This window comes from Myroides oncorhynchi (assembly GCF_020905415.1).
Lineage (GTDB): Bacteria > Bacteroidota > Bacteroidia > Flavobacteriales > Flavobacteriaceae > Flavobacterium > Flavobacterium oncorhynchi_A.
This window is the reverse complement of the sequence record NZ_JAJJMP010000001.1, coordinates 2912045-2935175: the sequence shown is the minus strand read 5'-3', so window position 1 is coordinate 2935175 and position 23131 is coordinate 2912045. Positions and strand designations below refer to the sequence as shown.

The 23131-nt window shown below is 31.5% G+C and carries 21 protein-coding genes; 1 reads left to right on the top strand and 20 read right to left on the bottom strand.

The window, feature by feature from the left end:
* Positions 1-32: 32 nt before the first annotated feature.
* From LNQ81_RS12820 to LNQ81_RS12740, 17 genes are all read right to left on the bottom strand, one after another.
* On the bottom strand, positions 33-365 hold the full coding sequence (locus LNQ81_RS12820; protein ID WP_229947327.1) for a hypothetical protein: 333 nt from the start codon (positions 363-365) through the stop codon (positions 33-35).
* Positions 366-367: 2 nt separating this feature from the next.
* A complete protein-coding gene (locus LNQ81_RS12815) occupies positions 368-1726 on the bottom strand; it encodes a hypothetical protein (RefSeq protein ID WP_229947325.1) in 1359 nt (452 codons plus the stop codon).
* 3 nt (positions 1727-1729) lie between these two features.
* Positions 1730-3958, bottom strand: coding sequence for a type VI secretion system Vgr family protein (locus tag LNQ81_RS12810; RefSeq protein WP_229947322.1), 2229 nt, complete (start codon positions 3956-3958; stop codon positions 1730-1732).
* 222 nt (positions 3959-4180) lie between these two features.
* Positions 4181-4588 carry a type VI secretion system tube protein TssD gene (tssD, locus tag LNQ81_RS12805; protein ID WP_229947320.1) on the bottom strand — a complete coding sequence of 136 codons (408 nt, stop codon included), beginning with the start codon at positions 4586-4588 and terminating at the stop codon, positions 4181-4183.
* 123 nt (positions 4589-4711) lie between these two features.
* A complete protein-coding gene (locus tag LNQ81_RS12800) occupies positions 4712-5224 on the bottom strand; it encodes a hypothetical protein (protein ID WP_229947319.1) in 513 nt (170 codons plus the stop codon).
* Positions 5225-5340: 116 nt separating this feature from the next.
* Positions 5341-6693, bottom strand: a complete 1353-nt coding sequence (locus tag LNQ81_RS12795) for a DUF5458 family protein (RefSeq protein WP_229947318.1) — start codon at positions 6691-6693, stop codon at positions 5341-5343.
* A gap of 16 nt (positions 6694-6709) precedes the next feature.
* Positions 6710-7369: a hypothetical protein gene (locus LNQ81_RS12790; RefSeq protein WP_229947315.1), complete on the bottom strand. Its 660-nt coding sequence runs from the start codon at positions 7367-7369 to the stop codon at positions 6710-6712.
* Between the two features lie 12 nt (positions 7370-7381).
* Positions 7382-8533: a hypothetical protein gene (locus tag LNQ81_RS12785; protein ID WP_229947313.1), complete on the bottom strand. Its 1152-nt coding sequence runs from the start codon at positions 8531-8533 to the stop codon at positions 7382-7384.
* 8 nt (positions 8534-8541) lie between these two features.
* Positions 8542-9429 (bottom strand): TssN family type VI secretion system protein, encoded by an 888-nt coding sequence (locus LNQ81_RS12780; RefSeq protein WP_229947308.1) that lies wholly within the window; start codon positions 9427-9429, stop codon positions 8542-8544.
* A 17-nt stretch (positions 9430-9446) separates the two neighbouring features.
* Positions 9447-10385 (bottom strand): hypothetical protein, encoded by a 939-nt coding sequence (locus LNQ81_RS12775; protein ID WP_229947306.1) that lies wholly within the window; start codon positions 10383-10385, stop codon positions 9447-9449.
* A 4-nt stretch (positions 10386-10389) separates the two neighbouring features.
* Entirely contained in the window at positions 10390-12282 is a 1893-nt protein-coding gene (locus tag LNQ81_RS12770; protein WP_229947304.1) for a type VI secretion system baseplate subunit TssF, read from the bottom strand.
* A gap of 14 nt (positions 12283-12296) precedes the next feature.
* Positions 12297-12737, bottom strand: coding sequence for a GPW/gp25 family protein (locus LNQ81_RS12765; protein ID WP_229947303.1), 441 nt, complete (start codon positions 12735-12737; stop codon positions 12297-12299).
* Between the two features lie 12 nt (positions 12738-12749).
* A complete protein-coding gene (locus LNQ81_RS12760) occupies positions 12750-15233 on the bottom strand; it encodes an ATP-dependent Clp protease ATP-binding subunit (RefSeq protein WP_229947300.1) in 2484 nt (827 codons plus the stop codon).
* A gap of 21 nt (positions 15234-15254) precedes the next feature.
* Complete coding sequence (gene tssR, locus LNQ81_RS12755; RefSeq protein WP_229947299.1) at positions 15255-17747, bottom strand: type VI secretion system protein TssR domain-containing protein; 2493 nt, start codon at positions 17745-17747, stop codon at positions 15255-15257.
* A 6-nt stretch (positions 17748-17753) separates the two neighbouring features.
* A complete protein-coding gene (locus LNQ81_RS12750; RefSeq protein ID WP_229947297.1) occupies positions 17754-18656 on the bottom strand; it encodes a PKD domain-containing protein in 903 nt (300 codons plus the stop codon).
* Positions 18657-18661: 5 nt separating this feature from the next.
* Complete coding sequence (locus tag LNQ81_RS12745; RefSeq protein ID WP_229947295.1) at positions 18662-19186, bottom strand: type VI secretion system transmembrane protein TssO; 525 nt, start codon at positions 19184-19186, stop codon at positions 18662-18664.
* A 6-nt stretch (positions 19187-19192) separates the two neighbouring features.
* Positions 19193-19708, bottom strand: coding sequence for a type VI secretion system transmembrane protein TssO (locus tag LNQ81_RS12740; protein WP_229947287.1), 516 nt, complete (start codon positions 19706-19708; stop codon positions 19193-19195).
* Positions 19709-19807: 99 nt separating this feature from the next.
* Between LNQ81_RS12740 and LNQ81_RS12735 the strand changes: the two genes are divergently transcribed.
* On the top strand, positions 19808-20458 hold the full coding sequence (locus tag LNQ81_RS12735) for a response regulator transcription factor (RefSeq protein ID WP_229947285.1): 651 nt from the start codon (positions 19808-19810) through the stop codon (positions 20456-20458).
* Between the two features lie 507 nt (positions 20459-20965).
* On the opposite strand, the gene LNQ81_RS12730 is transcribed toward LNQ81_RS12735, so the two are convergent.
* From LNQ81_RS12730 to traN, 3 genes are all read right to left on the bottom strand, one after another.
* The gene (locus tag LNQ81_RS12730; protein ID WP_229947282.1) at positions 20966-21304 is read right to left on the bottom strand and encodes a hypothetical protein; all 339 of its coding nucleotides are present in this window, start codon (positions 21302-21304) and stop codon (positions 20966-20968) included.
* 159 nt (positions 21305-21463) lie between these two features.
* Positions 21464-21772, bottom strand: a complete 309-nt coding sequence (locus tag LNQ81_RS12725) for a hypothetical protein (RefSeq protein WP_229947280.1) — start codon at positions 21770-21772, stop codon at positions 21464-21466.
* Between the two features lie 473 nt (positions 21773-22245).
* Positions 22246-23118 (bottom strand): conjugative transposon protein TraN, encoded by an 873-nt coding sequence (gene traN, locus LNQ81_RS12720; RefSeq protein ID WP_229947278.1) that lies wholly within the window; start codon positions 23116-23118, stop codon positions 22246-22248.
* Positions 23119-23131 lie beyond the last annotated feature (13 nt).

Genomic DNA, 23131 nt, shown 5'->3' with positions numbered 1-23131 from the left:
CGCTTTTTTATTTTTTTTTCCAACTACATATTTTATTTTCTTAAGTAAATATTGTCATGTGGAGATGCAGGATTGTATAGAATATTAACAGTACTTCCCTCTGTTAATTTTGCATCTAATTTTCGTTTATACATAGTCACCTCCGTACTATCATTAAGTCTTACTCTAAGATCATAAGTAGGTTGCTTACTTCCATATCTAGTAACTGTGAGTGCATGTACTTTTTTAACCATTGCAGTAGTCTCTTGATAACCCTCTAATTTCTGTGTCAAGTCATTTTGACTAGACTTAAAATCAAAAAATGTAATTCCTAGAGTAACTAACACACATAGTGCTAATACGATTAACTGTGTTTTACCTTTCATTTCTATAATATTTCTAGTTCAATATTCTTACTCTTTGCCTGTTCTTTTAATTCCCTTTCCCATTTATCCGTCCAAAGTCTAGTAAACTGCTTGTGATAAAAATTGTATTTCTCAGAACTGATCACCTCTATAAAGTCTCTAGCATAGTATTTTACCATCAGATTGTCTTTTAAAAACTCATCATCATAACTACATAGAATCTCCCACCCTTGTTCGAATATTTCTCTTGCTTGTTTTTTACCTTCTGCCTTTTTTAAAGCATTGCCTAACATTTGTAAAATACCAATGCGTACTAGTGGGTCAAAGTGCTTAATCTCTTTCTCAATAATATCAATACACTGCTTATATACTTCTGTAGCTTCTTTAAATTTTTTTTGTACAAAATAATAGTTTCCCTTACCTATTCGGTATTGTACTTTTAGCTGATTTGCAGATTCTACTCCAGATTCACACGCCCTATCTGCCATCTCTATCGCCTTGTTAATATAATCTACTGCTAACACACTGTTATCTACAGAGCTGTAGTAAGTGTGTAAGAAGTAGTAGACCATCGCCTGTAAATGATACCACTTATACTTAATCGTATAGCCAAGACAATCTCTAGTATATACCTTTATACTAGACTCATCTGCTATACTGATAGCTTGATTTAAATTAAGTAATGACTGTTGAAAAGAAATACTATCCTTAGCGGCCTGTTCTGTTGCGTTTGATTTTGCTTGTTCTAAGATATCATCCATTGCTCCGGCCATGTCTAAATCTACCTCTAAGTACCCAAATACTTTAGGATAATTTTTCTCTAGTGATTTAAACATCATCAGCTCATAGTTGTCATAGAGCATAAATCGAAGATTATCTGGTATTGCAAGCTTTAACAACTCTTCTATTCCCTGGGCCATTGCTTTATAGTTACTGATATTCTGAGGGTAAATCGCTAAGATTAATCTCTGCCCATCTGTATTTAATATATTACTAAAAGATTCTAGAGCATTTATAAAATCAGATAGTTTATAATCCTGAATATTATTTATCTGATAATCCCACTTAATAAGCCCTTGTGTCTGCTCTATAAGCTCTGGTGTGTTATTCCATACCTGTACATACTGTTTTAATTGTTCTAAGATGGTATAACTATAGTTTTTAAAATCATCTGTATCAAAGGGCTGTTCATACAGTATTACCTTATCTATAAAAGTCTTTTCCAGTGAGGTCTGAAACAGTGTAAAACCTTTAATAGTTCTAAACTCAACTAAAGTAGTTGCCACCCATGAGAGGATACGTTTGTCTGGATAACGGTCTATTTCACTTTGCCAAGCCTCACCAAGCATGTATACCCGTTGCATAATAGCATTGTCTTCCATTCTCTAATTAATATTTATTTTACTACCTTGTAGATGAGTTTCTCCACTTGATACAGAAACTATTTCTGCAGATTCTAAACCAATTCCATTTTTACCAGATACTCCAACCATATCTTTTGCATCGATTCCTACAGCGTCTGGTGTAACGCTAATACCCGATCCATTTAAAGAAGCAGACTCACCTTCCCCTTCCATAGCTCCAGAGACCATATTAGCATCCGCGCTACCTATTGTAGTTACACTTTTTCCTTTAACTAGTATATTTCCTTCCTTATCCATACTTATCATACTCTTTCCACAGGTTAATGTAATGGTTTCCTTACTATCTACATTGATATGTCCATCACCACTTAAAAAAACAGAGTTTTGATCCTTGTCTCTTATTGTAATTCCTCCGCCATCATTTAACTCCACAATGTGTCCACTTTTACTACTTAAACTTTTTATATTATTTCCAGATCCTCCTCCAGCTCCGGTTTGTCCATGAAAGAGCCCTCCCATTACATAGGGTCTATCTGGATGATTAGCTGTAAACCCAACCATAACTTGATCCCCTACCTCTGGGATGGCCATAAACCCTCTGTTAGAGCCAACCTTGTCACTACTTCCTGCATCGGGAGTCATAACACGGATAAACTCTGAGTTTAAATTTGAGTTTTGCCAATCAAATCTAACCTGTACACGTCCCTTATTTTGAGGATCTGTATTGTTAACCACTGTGGCTATTTGTTGCTCCACAAGAGGATTTTTATAACCTATACGAGGTATAAATCCAGTCTCTGCATCCACGGCCTCAAAATGCCCTTTATAATTACCTAGGGTATCCACCCCATGAATTACGCTGGTTATCATAAGCTTTGTAAAAAAATTACTTTGCTTATCCTCTGAATTAACCATGCTAAGCTCAACAATACATCCTGGGTATAGAAATGGTACTGTTGTCATACCAGAGCTTACAAATACATTCATACCGATGCTTCCTATTACTCCTTTTTGAGCTTGAGTAACATCTTGATTAGTTGAAGCCTTTAAAGAGGCTTGTTGAAGAGAAGGTGCCGTGAAAATACTTTCAGATTTTTGGTAGGCAGCCTTCGCTAAAGTTCCTTTGGGTTGAAGTTTAGTATCTCCAGCGGCACTTAGTTTTTCATTGTTTAAACTATTGTATCCGTAGAGTTGTCTATTGACATGTTGAGCCATCATGCGAACTTGTATATTCTCTACATCTCTTCCATAGACTAATTGTATTGGTTCTTCTGGGTCGGGTAAATCTCCAAAATATAGAGTTTGTCCATCGTAATAAAACTGCTCTGCATAGGCCTCGGCCATACGAGCCAAAAAATTATAATGTGTCTCGTTATACTGACAGGTATAAGAAAGGTTGTAATTTTTAGAAGACTTTATAACAAAATTATATTTACCTCCTTGAGTATAACCTTGCTCTAAAATTTGATTAACCACAGTATTTAATGGAACAGGACTACTGCCTCCAAAACTTTGAATATGTGGAGCAGCATCCAAAAGGATAGTTGGACTAAATCCTCTTAAAGTAATATATCCTCTGCTTCCATGAGCTTGTTCGAAACTAACCTCTGTAATTACTCCAACAAAATCTCGCTCTGGTTTTTCCTTTATGTTTTTAAAGTTAATCATCACTAAGATTCGCTTACCTAAAAGTTCTTGAACTTTCTCCATTTGGTAGGTTTCCTGTTCTCCTAGGGCATCATGACTCAAAGAAAGTACAAATTCATGATGTCCTTTTAGTGTTTGATTTAACTGAAAATTTCTAAAGTTTTTAAGCTCAGTTCCCTCAACTACAATCTTTAGATCAACTAAATGATTAACCCCAAAGATGGTGTGATCAGAAATAGCTTGAGCATTACTTACCTCTGCTGTGTCTGTGGATATTGTGCTATTTTGACTTAAATTCTCTTTCCCCGGAGCTAAAGTATTTCTTATTTGATTACCTTGATCCTTATATGCCACTGCCTTATTAGCCAAATCGTTTGTGGTCTTGTAAGCCTCTGTGGCATAACTGGCCATTTCTTTTGCTTTGGCCATTTGCTCGGCAGCGCGTTTTTCCATACCTGCCACTAAATTTTGAGCGTGACTTAAAGCCTGATTCTCTACTATATTTTCTAGGTCTTGTGTCGTTTTTTCACCTAGAGATTCTTGTGATTGATCACCAATGATTCCTCTACTTTGGCCAGGGACACCTTTAAAATTCTCTTTCATAGCAATATTTTCTTTTTCTTGTAATTAAATAATAAATAGTTAAGGTCTTACCTTTAGCCAGTAGAGATACTAGTTAAAAATAAACCCAGAGAAAGTATTAAGGCCAATAAACAAAGCGATTTTATAAAGTAAGTATACCTTAATAGAACTGTCTTGTAGAATTAGATTAATACTTAATCTGGGTTATATAAAAACAGAGTCTAAAACTCTAGTTTACCTTAATTATGCTCCTGGCCAAGTTCCTTGGTAAACTGAGTTTCCATAATCGATTTGCTCTGCACTAATAACAAAAGTAACATACATACTGTTTGAGTTAATTGCATCGAAATCTACATGATGTTGAATCACATATCCATTTGACCACTTTAAAGTAATTAAAGTACCCTCTTCATGTGATTTGTTAAATGTAACCTCACCTGTTGTTGGTTTGTACTTTCCATTTAGTAAGCTCTCTAAGATATCTGACTTATCTGTAGCCTCTACAGTAATTGTAATAAGCGCATTAGATGGGTCTGATGCTACACGACCTGATACGTCTACTGTACGAGATACTCCGTATTTAAGATTTAACACTTTTTGCGCTTCTCCGCCATTGAATTTTAACACTGCTCTTGAATTGTTCTGTGCCATAACTTAATTTTATTTAATTATTATTTACTTCAAACCTAGAAACAAAATTGTCTAAAGAAAAACTTTTTGATAACTTTTTGAAAAAATAGGGGGATTCTACCGTAAAGGAAATGTTAAAATATACTATAAAGGTATAATCCCGCTTTCTAATAGCCATTTGTAATCTATTTTGTGGTTTCTTGTTATAATCTTTTTATCCTTATTTGATTTTAAAAAAACATATACAGAATCTTTACTTGCTTGATTAAAACTTAAGAGTTTATCACTGTAGAAGTAAAAACTTGTGGTTGTTGTGTCCTTTGATTTTTGTTTTGCATTATAATCCTTGTTCCCTTTAATTGTCTTTGCATTATAAACCTTGTATAAATAAAACTCTTTCACTGATCTATCTTTAGAAGATATATCAACCAATACAATTTTATTTGAAACAACTACTTTATCGCTAAGTTCAATAGCTTTTTCTAAGGAAATTTGCGAACTAGACTCCTGTTTTGTTTGCTCTGGAAATAAATTAACCTTATAGTATTTAGAGGAACTATCCTCATTTATAGGATCAGTTTTTTTACAACTAGTGAAACTGCCAATAACTATTAAAACCACAAGTAATTCTTTAAAGCCAATATTTAGACTAATCATAAAAACAAATATTAACTTTGTTGTTAAACAATAATATTAAGACTCTTTAAAACCATATCTTTTTTAAAAGGTAAACCAGTAGTTTTTTAATAAAAACCACTGGTTATCTACCTTAATTATTCTTGTACGTATTCAGCTTCCCAATCATTTCCATCATCTCCTTTGTGTCCATCTAGTTTTATAACAAAACTCTTAGCTGGGAAATATGGAGTTAAACGAATATCAAGCCAAACGCGATCTTTTTGATTTCTATCTTGTTCAAAACGAACAATTTTGAATTTCTCAATTAATTTATCTGCTCCTTTGATACCATCTAAAAACATAACGATTTGTCTTCTTAAATCATCTTCATTTTTAGCATTCCAATTCTCAAAAGCTCTTCTGTTTAAGAAGTCTAACAATACTTTAGTTACATAATCAAACACACGAACAACAGAATACGTTTGAAGACCAATGTTATCTCCACTAAATAAAGTCTTAGCCGAGAATGCCATGATTTTACCATACTCATTTACCATTGGTACAAGTCCCATTTTCTCAAGTTGAGAAATCTCACTCTTTTTAAGCTCAAATTTAACGGCATCAACCTCGTTAATTCCTCCGTGTTTTTTTCCTGCAGCCACTTGAGACATCAATGTCTTGTGAATCTTTCCAGTTAAAGAAGTAGAAGGGGCAATAAATACATCTTCTTCCTCTCCTACCTCTTCTGCTTTACCACGACCAACTAACCAGTTACATGTCATAATAACATTACTCTTGTGCACCTCTCCTCCTGTTAAGTTTGCTGAATGGAATAAATCAACAACATCATCTGGTTTATCTAAATTGGCAAAATCCGTTACAAGCATAACCTTATTCTCATTACATATTTTGGCCCATTTATCAACTACTTTATTAGATCCCATATATCCTGGAATAGACAACAATGAATAGTTATCTCTTAAATCTAAACGGTCATAGTAAAGTTTAAATTCCTCTGCGATATGATCTATAAATATTGGATTATCTAAATCTGTGATCTGTTCCATAGTAGCATTGATAACATGAACATTATCAACCTTGTCTAGTTCTGTATTTTTATAGAACTGAGCCATTGTACGATAAGAAACTTCTAACTCACGAGACTGATCTAAAGAGTTTTTTAAATTACTTTTTAAACTACTAACAGCTTGAACAGATTTTTGTTTACATACATCAATCAGCTGATCTGCTGATTTAGAAGACTCTAAAAGCTCTAACCAAAGATTAATGTTTTTAAGCAAATCGGTACGTTCATCTTTCTTGCTTGAATCTGTTAAGAAGATTTGTTTACGAGCTTTTCTATCAGGATTCATATTTGCCATTCCATCAACAACTGCCTCAACAAATCCAAATCCTCCTAATTTTTCTAAAGCAACACTTTTTTGTTGTTTACCTGCTACCTTTTGTTGCTCTTGTGTAGCCTGTGTATCTTGATTTAACTTTGCCATTATTCAGTTTTTTATATTATTTTTCTAATTCTTTTGCAATAGCTCTTAAAGTATCTGCAAACTCTTGTTTAGCCTGATTATCTTCAAACATTTTACGAAGAACTTTATTTACTCTAAGTTGTCTAACAATTTTATTGTACTGCTCCTCGTCAAGCTTTAATCCTTTTAAAAATTCTGAGTTTTCAACCATATTTTTAGGAGTAAAATCACCTAAGTTTTTAAAAGCAAACTCTTCTTTTACAGTTTGACCATCATGAGTCTCATGCTCAACTTCTATACTTGGTGAGTAATAGTTAAACACATCTTCTACCGTTTTTAATCCCATCACAATCTCAGGGCTAATTGCCTCATCAGTGGTTAATTGTGCCACTAATAAACTTTTGTTTCCTTGAATCTCTTGGATTGCCTCGTTAGCGTCTACTTTAACTTCGTTACCGCCAACACCATAATTAAACACTGCCATTTTCTTCTTTTTATTTAAATGATTAATATTATTTTCTTCTATTTTTATTTCTGAAACCTTTTTATTTATTTTATCAACAGATACATCTGCTTGTTTATTTCTTGTTGTCTTGAGTTTTAATTCATTCCAAGCATTATTTCTGGAGACAATCACTGAACTCACCGGCTGACTAATAGACTTAACTGCCTTTTTTAACTTATCATAAAAACTCATGCTCTTTTATTTTTAATCCAGTACACTCCAACCGCGATTAGTTTTAGCCACTGGAGTTACATCAAGTTCATTAACAATGATATTTTCTTTGCGTTGACCGATATAATCAAGTTCACTTAATTTTAAAAATATCTTCTCTAGACTAACCAAAAGAAGTTGTACTTCTTTTAAGTGCGCTCCACAATCAGTATGTTGATAATTAATCTCTGCTACGGCAGATAACTGATTTAAAAAAGTATGTGGAGCCACCTCACTCCATTCACTTACATAATTTAACATCTCTTCTAATTCTAATGATGAAATAGATTGAGTTGTATTGTAAAGATGAATTGCCAATTGAGAAAAGCATTCTATAAGGTATATCGGAGCCATATGAGGCACTACATTTCTAAACTGGAAATAAATATTACCTATATGATTAACCATCGCCTGACAAAGTAGTTTTACATTAAATGCAAGCTTTGTGTTTTGACTAGTATTTATATTTTTTTGAATAATTTTAATAGCATACTGTTGAAGTGTTGCCATTGTCTTAGCCACAGTGTTGTAATAATTTAAAAGCAGTGGATGACTCAGTACACTTGTACAAGGAGGAATAAAGCTTGTGTCTGCTTGAATGCTACTTCCCTGAACAGTTGCCTTACCTATTATAATATAATTTCCACCACTAGTGGCAGCGCCAGAATCAAAAGAAGACACAGGCATTAGCTCAATGTGATAACTTGGTTTTGTATATGGATGCCTAGGTGGAGTCTCTTCTAAATCAACATCTCCATGAGGAATTTTATCAAAAGGATTAACCGATATAATTAAATAGTAATCTTCCTTTTGTTCTTGTAACTCATCAGATGCCTGCGGTGTTAAGGACTTTAAATTAGTTGAAAAATTCGAAAGTTCAATTCTAAAACCAGCTGGAGTTACAGCACTACACTGCTTGATCACAAGTTGAACATCTCCTGTTAGGGTATTAAAAACCTCGAAAATTCCTTTATCCTGTCCCTTATCAGAAATAGGTAGTAATCCGTAATTGAAATTATTGATATACAAAGAACTCACATCTCTTAAACTATCAAGAGTAAAATTGGTGTGTGCATCAAAGTGTCTCTGCGAAATCTTCATACCATCAACCCAGTTGACAGCATTATGTTTTATTGGATTTATCATAGCAATTATTATATTTCTTGTTTGAATTCAGCAACTCTTTTACAAACAATTACATCATTTTCTTTTATATTATTTTCAGTGATATCAAGGTCAAAATCGATGTACCTTCTAAAATGAAATATGGATTTTTTTACATAAAATACCCATGAATAAGATTCCCTGTTTAAATTGTATAGCTCAATCATAGAAGTACCATTCTTATAATTATAATCGTCTAAAACCTTGTGAAACCAATCTCCAAAACTTACACCTGAGGAAAGGGTTTTTGCTTTAATTCTAAACCTATTTCCATCGGTAATATTCTTTGTAAGTTCTATATTGATAACCATTAACTTATTAAAGTCAATTCCTTCAAAATCAACTGACTGTTTGTTTTTTTCATAGGTCCATGTTTTATAAATACTAAAAGGAATATTTAAAAACTCAACATAGGTATAATAAAAAAGAAGAGGAATAATATAGACTATTATGCTTGTTGCCGAGATAAAAGCATATCCTTTAAATGGACTTAACCAATCAAAAATATACGCAAATAACCACGCTCCAAATAACATACAAATAAGAGTTATTACTACCTCAAAAGTGATCACTAGCCATTTAGCTGCATCCTTATTTTGAAATCTTTTTAAAAGTTGGTTTACATTAAAAATACCCAATAAAAAATAGATAATACTTGCCATTATATACCAATAGGGATTAAAGCTATTGCCTGAGAATCCTAAAAAACCAGGTAGAGCCAATACAAGCCCACTAATAAGGGTGTAGAGTATTACAACTTTAGGTTTTATAAATGATAATTTCTTTTTAAGAAATACTACTATTAAAACAAGCACTATTATTATAGTGGGTAAAAGCAAATGCTTTAAAAAAAAGGCTTTTACTAATTCTATATCCATAACTATTTCTTTTTTAATCATAGATAGGTTGAATATCCCAATAAACTATTGTTGTTATTCTCTATCTTAAATGAATTTTCGTTTCTATGTGTTATAAACTCCTGATTTACTGTAACAGTAACAGGTAGGCAGTAATCATATATAACATCTAATAATTGTCTTAGCGGACTCCCCTTTAAATACAAATGCAAGTCCTGATATTTAATTGGTCCAAATGAAAATGTCCAATTTCTTTCTCCATCAAAATGATCCCCTGTAAGCACGCTAGACAACCCTAATCTTATCTCAGATAATACCAACTCTGAGGACAGCTCATCTAACTCTGAAATCTTATTGGGCGTAAAACTTACCTTTACTGGTATGTTTAAAAAAGAACTCAGACATTTCTCTATCCATGCTTTTTTTCCTCTAGCGGAATGAAAATATGGAAGAAGACAAGCAAAAATTTTAGCACTCCTTAAATCCAAAGACTTTAAAAGAGGCCAAAGCTGTTCGATCATACTTAAAAACTCACCTCTATGGGCAATAACATCAAAGCCATCACTAAGATCTAAAGCCTTTAAATGACTAAAATATATCTCTAATTCAAAGGGTTGAAAAAACTCTCTTGCTTTTTGTTCAATCCTTTTTTCATATCTTATTTGCTCAACAACCTCAGTTATATTCTGACCTCTTGTTTTAAGTGATGGCGGATGAAAAACTCCCTCGGGCATATAATCATAGATACCTTCTCTATAACTCTCAACACTAATTATCTTTTCATTTAAATCAATATACTCTTCTTTTATCGCTTTTAAATCTTTGTGAAAGCTCCTATTATTACTACCTAGTTTTTTTAAAAAAACATAGTCTACCTCGTTGTGATACTTCCAAAGATTATAAGCAATAACCTCTGTCTTATAATCGGTACCAAGATTATTGTAGTCTTTAATATTTAATTGATCAAATTCTTTCATACCATTAAGCCTTAATAGATGTCTCTGGTTTAAAACTCACCACATACTCAATACCATCAATTGCTCTACTGACAATTTGTTTTTTCAAACTATGGGCATAACTAATCCAATACTGACTGCTTAATTCTTCATAATCACTAACAACTATTTCAATATTTACAGTACGAATAAATCCTTCTTTTGGCTTGTCACTAACTATTGTTCCCTTTGATACATTAACCTCTTTACACTGTTGCTTTAAAACCATTTTACAATAGTTTTTAATATCTTCTTTTGAAATAATCTTATCTCTTGTAGTTAAGGCATATTTATAAGCTTGAATAGCGTCTGTTCCGGTTTTTTCACGTTCTCCTCCTTGAGTATTGCTAAGAAGTAGAATATGTCTGTTAACATTGGTATAGACCTTGTTTTGTTGAACAAGCTCAGTGGCTTTTCTAATATTGTTGGCAAGGGCACAATGAGTAATCCAATATGTAGCATTTAGATATTCTGTATTAGTTAATGGTTCTACTATAACATAATTCACATCACTTGGAACTATACCATCAACAGATTTTACTTTTTGATCTAAAGCTCTCATTTGGAAAATCATGTTTTTTAATGCCTCCATTACCTTATCTCTCTCAACAATACCAAAAGCAGATACTTCATCCCTTGTTAACTCAATTACATTGGTTATAAGATCAATGGCATTGCGCTGACTAAAACGCTCCATTCCACCTTTTCTAACAGTATACAATCCTTGTTTTAAACTATTGTTTTCAGAAAAAGGTATCTCATTATATTCTCTGGCATGGCTATCCACTACTTTACTTGTATACAAGAATTCCTCTCCAAGGCTAGTGATTAATGGAATATTATTTCCCATGATATCTAAACTAGATTTATTTTGTTTCCATCCTCTATTTAATACTGGAAAAGCATTTAAATGAAAAGTGAAACCTTCTAAAATTTCTTTAGAATACTGAGCTGGAAAATCAATTTGAATCCAAAGAAGATTATTGTTTTCTAAAACCTGTTTAGCCTGAGGTTGTTGTTTTAAAAACTCAAGTTCACTTGGTAAAACACCAAGGTCTAAATCAGCAATTTTATCCTTAAAGCCTCTTAGTTCAATAAACTTACTAGAATAGATATTCTTGATATTTTCCTCGATTCTATGTTCAATAGAATAACTATCAAAGATATCTTCATACCCCTTTTTAATCTCTTTATCAGGATAAGTTAGCCCCTCTGTTACTTTTAGCAGATCTCCTTTTATACTCATTAAAGAAAAAGGAAGTAGTTTATATACAAACTCTAAATTCTCATAAGTAGGATTATCACAATAAAGACTTAAATGCTCAGGGGTATGCTCTAAATCATATTCACTAAAATCAATAGCTAAAAACATAGTATTATGCCTGATGGACTTACTTAGTTTTACCTGTGGTACACTGTTGTAGAATCTATCGTACTGCCAAATAGTATCTCCAATTAACATACAACTAACCTTAAGCTTGTAAAGATTTATGTTATCAATAGCTGTAAAGGGAATATCTATTTGAATATCTGAAGCTGACTTTACATTAGATGTAAAGAGCTTTTTAGTAAAGAATTCTTGATGGTTAATAAGCATCTCTTTAGACTCCTCTGCCTCTATAATTGCAATAGCATGAGAAGGTCTTGGATAAGTATATATACTAGGGGTTAATAAACGCGCCATCTTTTCTAAGATACCCGCTTTTATATCCTCTATATCATTGTTTACTTTAAAAATCTCCGTACTAAAGGCATCTACTAGTAATGTCACAAAAGGATCTAATGCATTAGGGTTATTAACCCCCCAAAGCTTAGCTGCATTTTGAAGAATTCTAGATTTGATTACTTCTTTGGAATAATTATTTAATATCTTTTTCATAGCAATATTTTTTTTTAATCCACCGACATCGGGCTAAGATAGATATGGGTTGAGAATGTAAAAAGTTCCCCTATATCAGTAAGCACAGCATTAACACCTATTTTGGCTTTTTTTCTTATCTCAACAAAATCTTTAGTTCCGTAATTATGTTCCACATATTCCATGTGTACTTGAATCTTGGGAAAGATAATTCTTGGTTCATGCTTTTTGATTTGATCAAGTAAACTCTCCTCAAAGACTCTCTCCCACTCTACTGAAGTCACTGCATTGTCAAACTCTAAGTCCCAAACAGCATTTCCATAATCAGGATTAAATCTATTTTCACCTTTGCGAGTAATAACTAGTAGCATCACGTTTTGAGCAATACTCTCGGCTAAACTACAGGTTGGTAAACTAGCCCCTTCACTCATGGCTAGTTCAGGATTGAAAGGAAATTTATAAAATGTATTTTGCATACTTGGTTTGAATTAAATCACTTGAAAAACCACCTTTTTGTTCTTTACATCAACAAGAACCTTTTGTGTTGGTAATAATTTTTCTCTTACAATCATCTTTGAAATCGGTCTGGCTATCTCTTGACGAATCACCCCTGAGATCTGTCTGGCTCCATATTGGCTGTTAAATCCTAAAATGGCTAATTCAGTTTTTGCATTATCGGTAATTTCAAAACCAATATTCAACCTATCAAAAGCCTTAATAAGTCCTTTTAATTGAATTGAGAATATCTCTCTAGCCATTAATTCAGTAATTGGTGCAAAAGGCACAATCTCAGTGATACGAGCTAAAAATTCTGGTCTAAAACTTCCAGTCATTAATTCCATAAGCTCTTTAGAAGACGGTATCTTTGCTTGATTAAAAGACTCTATAATCTGTTTACTTCCAATATTTGAGGTAAATAATATAAGGGCATTGCTAAAATCTCCTTCTTTTCCAAGTTTATCATGAATCTTCCCCTCATCCATTATCTGTAAGAATACATCAAAAACAGATTGATGAGCTTTTTCTATCTCATCAAATAAAACCACAGCATAAGGCTGTTGTCTTATTTTATTAACCAACATTCCTCCTTCTTCATATCCCACATACCCTGGAGGTGCCCCATATAAAAGTGCAGCTGAGTGTTCTTCTTTAAACTCTGACATATCAAAGCGAATCATCGCTTTTTCATCATTAAACAACAGTTCTGCTATGGATTTTGCAAGTTCTGTTTTTCCGGTTCCAGTTGGTCCTAAGAAAAAGAAAGATCCTATGGGTTGCCCTGGTTTATTAAGTCCACTTCTACTCTCTACTATGGCATCAGACAAAACTTTTAAAGCATGATTTTGTCCCACAACTCTATTTTGTAAAAGCTCTTCCATATTAAGTAACTTCTCCTTCTCTTTGGCTTGAATTTTACCAAGAGGGATACCGGTTTTAGCAGCCATAACAGCAGCTAACTCCATATGAGATACTCTACTTACTTTTTGTTTTGAGGCTTCTGTTAACTCCTTAAAAATTTCAATTATGATATCACCGAGTCTTTCACTTGAAAAACTACTATCTAACTCAGGTTGTTCTTTTAACATTCCCCAAAGAATAGGGCTTATCATATTTTGAAGTTGACCATAAAGCCATATCATCTCAGAAGACTTAGTAGTATCATCTTCAAAGTCTTTATCTAAACTAGTTTGATAAAACAGATTCCAAGATTCCAACTCTGCTTGAGATAATTCATCAAGCATACCAATAGCTGCCATAGTTCTATCTAATAAATCAAATGCAGTATCAGGTAGTTTCTTGTCTTTAGAATATCTTTTGGCCAAGGCAACACAAGTAGGCAGTGCTTGTAGATCAACTGTTATATTATGATGTGACTCATATTTACCAATCACACTTTCTAACATTTTCACGCAAGTCTGATCATCTGGCTCCATAACCTCTAAGACTTCAAATCGTCTATTAAAGGCTAGTTCTGGTTCAATTATTTTTCTATACTCCTCAAAAGTGGTTGTACCAATTACTGTAATCTCTCCCCTTGCTAAATCTGGTTTTAATAAATTAGCCACACCTCCCATACTTGCTTTACTATCAAGTAAACAATGAATCTCGTCTATAAACAAAATAGTTTTACCAAGTTGTTTACTCTCAGTTAATATCTTTTTTAATCGGTCCTCTATCTCTCCCTTATAACTAGTCCCGGCTACAAGTAGACTTAAATCAATCTGAAATAAATTACTATTCTTTAATAAAAACGGGACCTCTTGTAGACTTAACTGTTTTGCAAAACCTTCAATCAAAGCTGTCTTTCCCACTCCAGGTTCTCCTACTAAAATAACATTAGGCTTTGAGCGTCTTCCTAAGATCTCAACAAGAGTCCTAGTTTCTTTTTCTCTACCAACAATTCTATCAAACTCTCCATCGATAGCTTTCTTTGTTAAATCTATACAGTAATTGGCAATTGCTGTTAGTTTTAAAGGCTCTTGATTAAAGTCCTTAAAATCAGGATCAACTATATCTTTATTTTCAAAAACACGTAAACTCTCTCTGGATTGAAATGCTCCAAAGATCTCAGACTCACGTAAGGGTAAAGACTTTAATTGTTCTGAGGAAAAAACAGAATTAGGCTTTACAATACTTGCCAGTAAGCATAAAGGAGTAAGCTCTAAAAGACCTAATTTCATTCTTACATCTTCTGCATTGTCCCACATTTGCTTTAATTCTATATCTTGTTTTACTTCCTCAGGAACTTGTGTAGACTTAGGATAATCTTCAATACGCACCTCTGCCCATTCATAAAAATAAGAAGGGTCTTTATCAATGCTAAATAAAAAATCATGTAAATCAATATTCTTATGCATTAAAGCCTGTAGCACATGTGAGGCTGAATATTTAGGATTATAATTTTCTCTAGCTATGGATTTTGCAATATGAATCACTTCTTGAACTGATTCATTTGATAATAATACACTCATATTTTCAATGGATTTTTTTCATTAAGGCATTCCTTTTTTAACTCTTTCGATATACTCATTAGAATTGCCTTGCAATACATCTTTATTTTCTTGATCAGCTTTTATTTTTTCAAGTTCAACCGGTAGGATATCAAAACTATTATCATACTGTTTACTTTTTGAATAATCCAATACGGGTAAATACTTATAACTCAACCAGTAAAAACTTACCCCATGGTGATTAAACATCACTTCTTTATTTCCCTTATCTGCCAGAATTATATCTGCATAATCCTTAAAGCTTTTAAAGTAATGTTGTAACATAATAGGATTCATAATCTTTTTACGCTTCCATTTACTTAGGTTCAAACTCGATAAACTATCGGTTTGTGGCAAATACAATCCAGTGCTTTGAAACAAACCTATATGCATAGAGTTTTGTAACAAGAATTTTCTTGATACCCCTTGATGCAATAAACTCTTGTCCCTAACCACAGACATATATCTACGAATTAAACGTCTGTTTGTGAGTGTATTATTTCTAAAAACATTGGCATAAATACTTAAATAGTAATTTCTGATTTGTTCTAATTCATAATCATCTAACAAAACACCGTATTCTATGTTTTGATAATCATCGCTTTCTTGTTTTTTTAGCTTTCCCTTTACAATAAAAGAGTAATCTTTATCAATCAATGGCATAGCAATATCTGTAGAAACATATGTTTTCTCTTGTTTATACCATGGCAAATAATCTGATTTAACCTTAGTGTGAGATACCCCAATCGGGCTTTTAAAAAATGCTGTTAGTGTACTATCAATATTTTTATTATCTAAAACAATATCAGAGAGAGTTTTTTCAATAACATTTTGAAGTAATACAGGTCTATTTTCTTCTGCTTTTCTTGGAAAAACAATTGCCCCTTGATTCATACTACTCTTTGGATAATCAAGTCTATAAATACCTATATCTCCTTTAGAAAGATCAAACTCACTGGTTTGCAATACATCGTCATGATTTACTAGTTTTTGTTTTTTATTTTCAGAAACCTCTTTAGAAGACTCTTTAATAACTCGTTCACCTAAGAGAACAAAATCATTGTAATTGTCACTTTTATTGGCCTTAAGCTGATAGAAAATTACTCGGCTATTTATCCTTGCCAAATTATTTATTAAAGCACTTTGATTTTGTTTATCTCTCTGTTCTAATGTATTACCAAGGATTACAACCAAATTTGTTTGTTCTAAATTTGATATTAGCATACGATTAACATCATTTATAGACTCAGATAAAGTAAGATTAGATGTTGCTTTTGTATTTGAGAAAAAGCGCTTATCTAAAGCATTAGAAAGCTGGTTATAATCTTTTGACAAACTCACATACTCCTTACGATATTCTCTATCTACGTTATAGTAAGTTGCTGAGAAAGTTACCTGATTAAAATAATCCTGTTTTGACATTTGTAATTCAAAGTCTTGTACAACAGATCTTAAAGCTGCTAAAGTGCTAAAGTTCTCTCTTGATCCATCAATTACAAACACAAGGTTTAACTTTCTATTATTGGCTAAAATCTCACGATAAGCATTATAATAAATCGCTCTACCTAAAACATTATATACCTTATTCTCTCTATAATCAAGTACATTGTCTAGATACCTGATTTCAAAATCATTCGTCTTTTTAATATACCCCAAAGCACTAATATGACCAAGGTCATTAATATCTATAACTTTTGATGAGTTAATCACAGGACTAAATATTGTACCTGTTTGATTTTCTACCCCTAACTGAATCTTATCTTGTTTTGTTGGTTTTATCTTAAAGCCTGTTCTCTCTCCCCAGATAGAAAGTATTCTAGTATCAATCCATCCATAGAGTTTACTATCAGGTTTATCAACCTCCAAAATAGATGCTCCAGCAATTAATGCTTTTTTACTATCATCGCTAAATTTGTAGATATAAACAATATCATTAATAGGCAGTTGTATATCTGCTTTATTAATTAAACTTGGTTCTTTATAGATCAGCACCGAATCATTTTGAATATATTTCTGGCTTTTTTCAATAACATCTTTATCATTTATGGCCAAAATTCCTTTGAGTCTAAATCCATTTACCTCATTTTTTAAAGACTCATTCCATAAGAGTAAATCGTCTTTATGAAGCCAACCATAACCTTTTAAAAGTTCCTTATCGATTTTATCCTCAACAATACTTCCTGGTTCATATTTAGCAACTTTATACATATCACCTTTTTTGCGCAAAACAATAAACGGCTCTAGAAAGTTTGTTTTTTTATCAGCTTGATCAAAGTTTTTAGTTGGGTAAACAACCCCTTGGTCTTTGTCTGCAAAAACAATCCAAGGTTTTGAATATTTTGGATAGCCAGATAAAAGTAGGTTATCTTCATACTTAAAGATAATACTAGAAGAAGGTGTTTTTTTAACTGGTACTTTTTTTATACCACAACCTGCTATTGACACTGCTGCAATAAAAACCAGACCAATAATTTTACTATTAAACTTATAATTCATCTTCTTCTATTTAGATTGTACTACATTTACTTTTGTTACACAATTTACTGCCTCATCAAATCCAACTTTAACAGATTGGATCACCACATTTTTATCAAACTTCAATCCCATGCAGTAATAGTAAAATGAATTAACTTTACTTGTATTAACACTTACGCTTGCATTTTCATTTTGGCATAGGTATTTATTTACCAAATAATTGTAGTGTTGATTAAAAGTAGCACCATTTGCTATTTGTTGTAAATGATACTTAAAATCATCATCTACAGCTTTATATACATCCTCAACCTCTAACTCCTCATTCATATTTTTAAATGAAGGGTGCACCTTTATGCGGTGAATAACAGGATAGGCTGTATCATCTGTGTATAAGAAAACCTCATACTCACCAGGCTCTTGATATGCATAAATAACTAAAGGTTCTTTGGCGTCAATATTTCCAGTCTCTCCAAATTTCCAACTATACATACTGGCTTTATCTGTTACTGCTCTAAAAACAATATTTTCATATTGCATAGCTTGTGTTGGGGCTTCTATTTGTGTGAAAAAATCTCCGTAATCTCGTTGTACTTTTTGCTTTACCTGAATAGAAAAAGTCTTAGTATATTTATCATTCACAGTAAATGAAACTTGATAAAAACCAGGTTGTTTATAAATATGGTACCCCTTTTCATTTAAGGATAAATCACCATCTCCAAATTCCCACTTCTTAATTGCTCTAATGTTTGTATTGTCTTCAAAATGCAAAGTATCCCCCACATGCAATTCCATAGGATAAACCTTACTATCTAAATCTGAGATACTATAAAAAAACTTCTTTTGAATAAAATAGATAACAAGTGAAAGAATAACTAAAACACTACCAACTATTAAAATGACTTTACCTTTATTTTTCTCTATATAACTCATAACTATTATCTTGCTAGTAGCGCATTTCTTCTTTGAACCAATTGTTGCTCTTTATCTTTAAAACCAATTGAGCATTCTTCGAATTGTTTACGAAATAACTTTATGTTTTCAGACTTTTTAGCAATTATTTTCTTATCCTCAAAATACATTTTATAGAAGTAACCAATTTGAATATATGCTTCTTTACGTGGATCATAAATTGGAACATTCGCAAACGAATTAGCAACCTCATTAATGCTATTGGTTATATCATTTTCTACAAAAGGTTGAGGAGTCTCAAAACTTAAGATACTAACCTTGTTAAAGGTTGATTCAAGTAAAGGCTCTACAATATTTTGTTGCTCGATAAACTTATATTTTTGCTCTAACATTTGTATTTCTAAGACTGTCTGATTTGAAAAAGGAGAATTAAATCCTCTTAAAAAAACAATTCCTAATAGAATTAAAGAAACAACAAGCATTGCAACCAAATAAAAAAACTGATATCTTCTTTCTGTTTTTGATAAAGACTGATAGGTACTCTGTGTCATAACTTCCTATTTTCTATTAAACTTACGGCTTGGATCTTCGGTTAGTTCATTGTGAACTTTTTTGAATCTATTCATACATTCGTTTAAATCTCTTAAAGCCAAATTCTCTTGATCACTAACGTGAATAATTTGATTCTTTAACTCTAACAAACTATCCAGTTTTGATATTAAAACAGAATAGTACTTAAAATTATCTTCTTTGTCCTGTCCTATTAAAGCTTTAATCTGACTGATATCCTTAGTGATGTAGTTTTCTAAAAAGACATCATTTCTAACCTTACCTGTACTAAGAAGGTTCATATGATAATAAACAGTATCAATCTTGGTCTTCAAGGCATAGTGTTTATTTAAAACATCTTTATAAGCCAAAACATCCTTTTCGATATTATCTTGCTGTAAATCAGAGCTTTTATAGAAGCAGAAAACTCCAACAAAAGACACTGTTAACAATACGACAAAAGATGTCAAAAAAACACAAAAACTATTAAATATTTCCTTATTATTCACTCTTTTTAACCCCATGATTTATCACAAACAGTTTATTTTTTAAACATAACATAATTTTAAAACAATATTAATACTATTTTTACTGAATTCAAATCAAAAAAAAAACTTAAAAAAATGAGAGCCAATATTTCAATATGTGAAGCCGATTTTTACTTTAAAGAATTACTGATAGATTGCATAAATAAAAGAATAAACTTTAACCTAAATGATTATTATACAAATGGATTAGAATTAATTAATAGAATTTACCATAAACAAAATAATTTTTTAATAATTGATTCATTTACACCAATTATGACAGGATTTGAGGCGATAAAAATTTTAAGACAAAGAGATAATCAGACTCCAATAATAACATATTCACATGTATATCAGGAAGATATACATTTTGTTTTAGAAGATATTAACAATGTCTATTATTGTCAAAAGAACAGTGATGTAATATTTGAAATTTTAACATCTATAATTGAAAGAAAAACAGATTTCTATGCAGATTATTTAAAGAAATGGACACAAAACAAAGCTGATGTGCATGAATATATTACACGACAACGACAAAATATTTATAATCCCACGTCCATTGAATTACAAATAATAAATCATGCTTGTCAAGGTTTAACAAATAAAGAAATAGGAGATAAAGTCAATTTAAGTTCTAGAACAGTCGAAAAATATATGAAAAAGCTTTCTGAAAAATTTATGGTTAAAAACAAAATCCAATTAATTACATATTGTGTTGAACAAAACCTTCATAACTATGAATAAAAAAGAGAGATAAAGCTACTCTATCTCTCTTTGGTATGTTACACTTGTTATTTTTTTAATCATCTTTAATACAATAGTTTACTTATTAAAGAAATGAGATAGTTATTAAGTTAACTAAAAAGCTCATGAACATAATATGTTGATAAGAAAAAGCTTACGGTAATTAAAATAACACTTATCCAAACAATACTCCCCAATAATATATTTTTACTTCTAGACATTTGATTAAACTCAAGATTATAACTTTTCCATTTATTATCAATTACAAACAGATAAACCTTAGAGCTAATAATCAATATAAGCGGAATCACAAGAAAAACAGAACTTATTCTTACCTCAAGTTTGTAGTTATTATATATTGAATAATAATTAAACATAGAGAACAAAAGCCATACTTCAAGTAATAATAGGGTTATTGCGGCTTTAAAATCACTCCAAAACTTTGGGAAAGAAACTAGTTCCCAAAAATTATACATTTTATAGAACAAATAATAATATAATTTCATTTTACAATCGTGGTTTTATAACTGCACCATTATTGTGTTGTCTATATATATCCTGTGCAGCCGTGTTATCAATCATAGCCCCTTCAACACCTCCTGGGTAAAGAGATTCTATTAATCCATAAGTTAAAGAAGGAGCTAACCCAAATCCTGTAAATCCTAATCCTCCCATAAAAACATTTAAACCATATTTTTTACCAGATAAAGTTCCGTTGTAAAAATTAATTGTATCTAGAGTAAAACTAACCCCAAAAGTAGCTATACCTCCTATTTTTCCAATATTACTCAATCTATATGTTCTAGCATATTGATTTCCCTTCCATCCATTGCCGTAGTACTTCAAGCTAAAACCTTTTTTTGCTGTCTTATACCTAAATGAACCCGTATTTTTTTCAACAATCGCAGCTGATAAAGTAACTATAGCATTGGCTTTTGCTACATTATCTAAAAAGCCTGAAGAACCTTCTTCTTCATTATTATCCTGTATATTAGCTGTATATAATTAAGACACCCCAGCAGATACAGAATCAAAATTACTTGCACCTAAGACATTATTGATATCCAAACGTGAAAACAATAAATCCTGAAATTGCTTTATTTTATATATTTTATAATCAGGAACAAACTCAAAATAATATTCATTTTGTATGTCAAATAGCGTAATTGTCCTTGGAGAAGAAAACCCTATAATTGATTTTCTTTTATAATAACCTTGCCCATAAACCAAATAGTCTAATTGTGATCCGTTTTTTACTTCAAACAGAAAAGTAACATAATCTACTATTCTTATTTCTAAAATAGATTCTTCCATAATTCATTAGCTTAATTTTCTATAAAAATACATTATACTTTTGAATAAACTAAATCAATTTAATATAAAACATACAAAAACAGTAAAAACCAAACACATATAAACCAAAAAGACTTTATTTGTCATTATTATTTAATAAAAAAAATATAGATAATTAATATCATTTTACAACGAGTCAAAACAACAGAAATACAAATATTTCCCTTTAGTTAATCTGTTAAAAGATACACCTTGTTTTGATGTATTTCTTTAAAAAAGACCATCTTGACCAAAAAATAGAAGACCCTGTTTAGGTAAACTTCTTTAAAGGCTATCTATTACTTCAATGTTATTTGTAACATTTTAGAACTACCTTATTACTAAGAATCTCTTCTATTTGAAGTAAGAGCTTTTTTTACATCAAGCACTACTATGACATAAGTCTACTAAGCATGAAAGCCCTTTCTCAAGGGCTTTATATAAAGTTTATCAAATTACAATTTTAAACTATTTACTTTTCTTACTTTTAAAAGTTCCGAACTCTTAACTTTTAAAACCTGATTCCTTATTCCCTTTTTTTCATTGATTTTAATTAATAGTACTTGCTTATCAGACAGAGTAAACTGATCTAACATAAAAACATTGTCTTGTTTACTTAGGCTATTTATCATTTGAGAATTAGTAGTAGTTCTAATCGGTTTTAAACTTACTTCTTGAATAGTAGTTCGTTTTGCCGTTTTTCTATCTTTGATTTTAAAACTTACATAGTCTATTATGTATGGTAGATTACTTTTGTTGTTGATAGACAAATGAAAGTAGAGCTTACCATCTTGAGTATAGATACTCTTTAAGTGGGCTTCTACTTGGTAACTTTTACTTTTGATGTTTAGCTCTTTCTTGTTCTTTTTGATGATGGCCTTCATAAAAAGATCAGCTAGACTCGGAGCTGTCTTACCTAATTCTTTAAATAACACTTCGCTTTGTTGTTTGTTATTTTGATTCTCAAACTTGGTTAAATCATAGTTTAGTGACATTGGTACTGCTTTATAGGTTACATTGAAGTTGTAATATTTACCATCGCTTATAATCACTGTAAAATTTGTAGGTATGATGTCTTCTTTTGTAGTTTTTAAACGAAGGACGTTTGAAGTTGTTTCAACTTTATTGGCTATAATTTCACTACTGCCTAAGTCCACATATTCAATACTACTTGGGAACAGGATGTGAGTGGTCTTGTTTTGGGTGAGCTCAATTTGGTGTGGTAGTATCTCTGCTTTTGTAAGATTAATAGATTGGTTGCTGTTTTGAGCTGTTACTGTGTTTACTGTTATTAGACACAGTAGCATATATTTAATGAATGTTTTCATAATGATTTGTTTT